Origin of the sequence: Vibrio genomosp. F10 str. 9ZD137, assembly GCF_049974785.1 — a bacterium.
In the GTDB taxonomy this organism is placed as follows: Bacteria; Pseudomonadota; Gammaproteobacteria; order Enterobacterales; family Vibrionaceae; genus Vibrio.
Window position 1 is genome coordinate 1 of the sequence record NZ_JBNGCJ010000184.1, and the last position, 3,515, is coordinate 3,515.

The following is a 3,515-nucleotide window of genomic DNA, read 5'->3' on the forward strand; positions in this document are numbered from 1 at the left end:
GATGACCGTCGTGTAGAGGCGGCGGTGTTATCTTTTGGTGGGCAGGTCTGCATGACATCGCCTGATCATGAGTCTGGCACCGAACGTTTGGCAGAAGTCGTTAAGGTCATGAACATCCCTGATGACCATATTGTGGTGAATGTTCAAGGTGACGAGCCTTTGATCCCTCCTTCAATTATTAAGCAGGTAGCCAACAACCTCGCGAACAGTGTTGCTCCGATGGCGACGTTGGCGGTGGAAATTTCAGATGAAAGTGAAGTCTTTAATCCTAATGCGGTCAAAGTTGTTACGGATAAAGAGGGCTATGCACTGTACTTTAGCCGTGCATCGATTCCGTGGGACCGAGATGCTTTCTCTAAGGCTAACCCAACCGTTGAACAACCCTTACTGCGTCATATTGGTATTTATGCTTATCGTGCAGGATTTATTAACACATATATTCACTGGCAGCCTACGGCTCTAGAAAGAATCGAATGTCTAGAGCAGTTACGAGTGTTGTGGCATGGTGAAAAGATTCATGTCGACATCGCAAAAGAGGCACCAGCTGCGGGTGTTGATACGCCAGAAGATCTTGAGATAGTCCGCGGGATTCTAGGTTAGAATCGAGCAGACTCTTCTAGGTGAGCCGTTAAAAAAAGGAGCAAAGATTGCTCCTTTTCGTTCTTTATCACTTTGTTCTACAGCTTTTATGCTTCATGACTCATTCTATTGATGAATTGTGCCTGAAATTACTGTAATTTTATTGCGTTCTCATTGTGTTGAACGTGAGTATTCTTGAGTGATGCGAGCCAGCTATATCTTAACGTCGTAGTCATATCTTAGTGTCATATTCATATCTTAGCGTCATAGTCATGACGCTGTGGACACGCCGCCAAAATCTCTCTTCGACCGGTTTCTTTTACTTCTTCTAAAATAACGTCAAACCCCCATATTCGATAAAGATGTTTCAGCACCTCCTCATAGTTGTCAGCAAGTGGCACTCTATCTTGTGGCACGTATTGGAGAGTAAGAGATCGGTCACCACGCACATCGACATTAAACACTTGGATATTTGGCTCTAGGTTACTCAAATTATATTGCGCGGCGAGCTTTTCTCTAATCTGGCGATAACCAGAATCGTCGTGAATCGCGCTGATTTCGATGTAATTCTTTCGATCGTCATCATTAATTGCAAACAGTTTAAAATCGCGCATTAACTTCGGTGATAGATACTGGCTAATAAAGCTCTCGTCTTTGAAGTTATGCATGGCAAAATGAACGGCGTCTAACCAATCGCTTCCCGCTAGGTCAGGGAACCATTCTATATCTTCATCAGTAGGATCTTCGCAGATACGTTTGATGTCTTGAAACATGGCAAAACCAAGCGCATATGGGTTAATGCCACTAAAGTGAGGGCTGTTGTATGCTGGTTGAGCTACGACACTGGTATGACTGTGCAGGAATTCAAGGATAAATTTATCCGAGACTAACCCCTCGTCGTATAGGTGGTTCAATATCGTGTAGTGCCAAAAAGTGGCCCATCCTTCATTCATTACTTGTGTCTGTTTTTGAGGATAAAAATACTGACTGATTTTACGGACGATACGAACGACTTCTCGTTGCCAGGGTTCCAGGAGTGGAGCGTGTTTCTCAATAAAGTAGAGGATATTTTCTTGAGGTTCGCTGGGAAACCTTACCTTCATATCTTCATCTTTTATGGCTGTTTTTGGCACCGTTCGCCACAGCTCGTTCACTTGAGATTGCAGATAGGCCTCCCTTTCTTGCTGCCGTGCCGTCTCTTCTGCAATTGAGATTTTCTCGGGTCTTTTGTAACGATCCACACCATAGTTCATCAGCGCATGACAAGAGTCGAGGAGCTCTTCAACCTGAGGAACCCCATATTTTTCTTCACACTCTGCTAGGTAGTTTTTTGCAAACAATAAATAGTCAATGATGGAGCTGGCGTCTGTCCAGGTTTGAAAAAGGTAATTGCCCTTAAAAAAGGAGTTGTGACCATAACACGCATGAGCCATGACGAGCGCTTGCATAGTAACGGTGTTCTCTTCCATCAAATAAGCGATACAAGGGTTTGAATTAATTACAATCTCATAGGCAAGCCCCATTTGACCATGTTTATAGCCCTGTTCGGTCTGGATGAACTTCTTACCAAAAGACCAGTGATTATAGTTAATGGGCATACCGATGCTTGAGTAGGCATCCATCATTTGCTCGGAGGTAATCACTTCTATCTGATTTGGGTATGTGTCAAGTCTATAGTGCTGTGCGACCCGTTTTATCTCAACATGGTATTGCTCTAATAAATTGAACGTCCAGTCTGGGCCGTCAGGGAGCATCTTATCTTTTGACTTACTTTTTTTTGGTGTTTCTGTTTTTGATTGAGTCGCCATGGGCACATTCCCTTAAGTTGATTCTTTTTGAAAGAGTTCCCGAAATATGGGGAAGATGTCATCAACGGTTTTAATATTCTTCATCGCAAAATTGTCAAATTGCTGTGCGAGTTTTTCGTATTCATGCCATAGAGTTTGATGAGAACGCCTTGTGATCTCGATGTAGGAGTAGTACTGACAAGTCGGTAAAAGTTGATTAACGAGTAGTTCTTTACAGCGAGGAGAATCATCGGCCCAGTTGTCGCCGTCTGACGCTTGTGCCGCATAGATGTTCCATTCGGATGCTGGGTATCGCTCAGCAACGATCTCATTCATGAGTTTCAACGCGCTAGAAACAATGGTTCCGCCCGTTTCCTGAGAGTAGAAAAATTCATGTTCATCGACTTCTTTTGCTTGGGTGTGATGACGAATGAAGACAACATCGACATTTTCATAAGTACGATTCAAAAATAGATAAAGCAGCACATAAAAACGTTTGGCGATATCTTTCGTGGCTTGATCCATCGAGCCAGATACATCCATTAAACAAAACATGACCGCTTGGCTTGATGGGATAGGGCGCTTTTCGTAATTTTTATAACGAAGATCGAACGTGTCGATGAATGGAACACTTTTGAGTTTCTTTCTTAAATCTTCAATCTCTTCTTGGATGCGCTTTTCTTCGAGCATCTGAGCAGGTTCAGCATTTTGGATGCGCTCCAGTTCCTCTTCCAGTTCACTGATTAGGCGTTTTTTACCCGCTGTCATCGCTGTTCTACGCGCTAATGACTGCTGAAGTGAGCGGACGATAGCGATGTTGGATGGGATCCCTGCAGATTGAAACCCTGCGCGATGTGTTTTCCATTCGGTTACTTTATTGACCTGATTTTTTTCGAGGTTGGGAAGCTCTAGATCTTCAAAAAGAAGATCTAAATATTCGTCTTTGGATATTTGAAAGACAAATTCGTCTTCCCCTTCTCCATCAGGGCTGGCTTTGCCTTCTCCGGCTCCATTACCTTGCCCGCCACCTTTTGGTCTTTCAACTTTGTCGCCTTTGATGAATTGGTCATTACCAGGATGGACTCGCTCGCGTTTGCCTCCTTGTCCTTGATGAAAGGTCGGCTCTTTTATATCGCGGTGAGGTATAGA

Annotated in this window: 3 protein-coding genes; 1 reads left to right on the forward strand and 2 read right to left on the reverse strand. The window is 43.7% G+C overall.

The genetic code is table 11. The features are described 5' to 3' along the window. On the forward strand, positions 1 to 600 hold a 600-nt coding region (gene kdsB / locus ACP45E_RS02380), incomplete at its 5' end, for a 3-deoxy-manno-octulosonate cytidylyltransferase (protein ID WP_069584660.1). 230 nt (positions 601 to 830) lie between these two features. On the opposite strand, the gene ACP45E_RS02385 is transcribed toward kdsB, so the two are convergent. After that, positions 831 to 2,387 (reverse strand): SpoVR family protein, encoded by a 1,557-nt coding sequence (locus ACP45E_RS02385; protein ID WP_017033836.1) that lies wholly within the window; start codon positions 2,385 to 2,387, stop codon positions 831 to 833. 12 nt (positions 2,388 to 2,399) lie between these two features. Further along, positions 2,400 to 3,515: YeaH/YhbH family protein (locus tag ACP45E_RS02390; RefSeq protein ID WP_069584661.1), on the reverse strand; the 1,116-nt coding region annotated here is incomplete at its 5' end.

What these genes read in the sequence shown, in the direction of transcription:
- ACP45E_RS02385 (WP_017033836.1), bottom strand. Translation starts at nt 2,387, where the DNA reads ATGGCGACTCAATCAAAAACAGAAACACCAAAAAAAAGTAAGTCAAAA.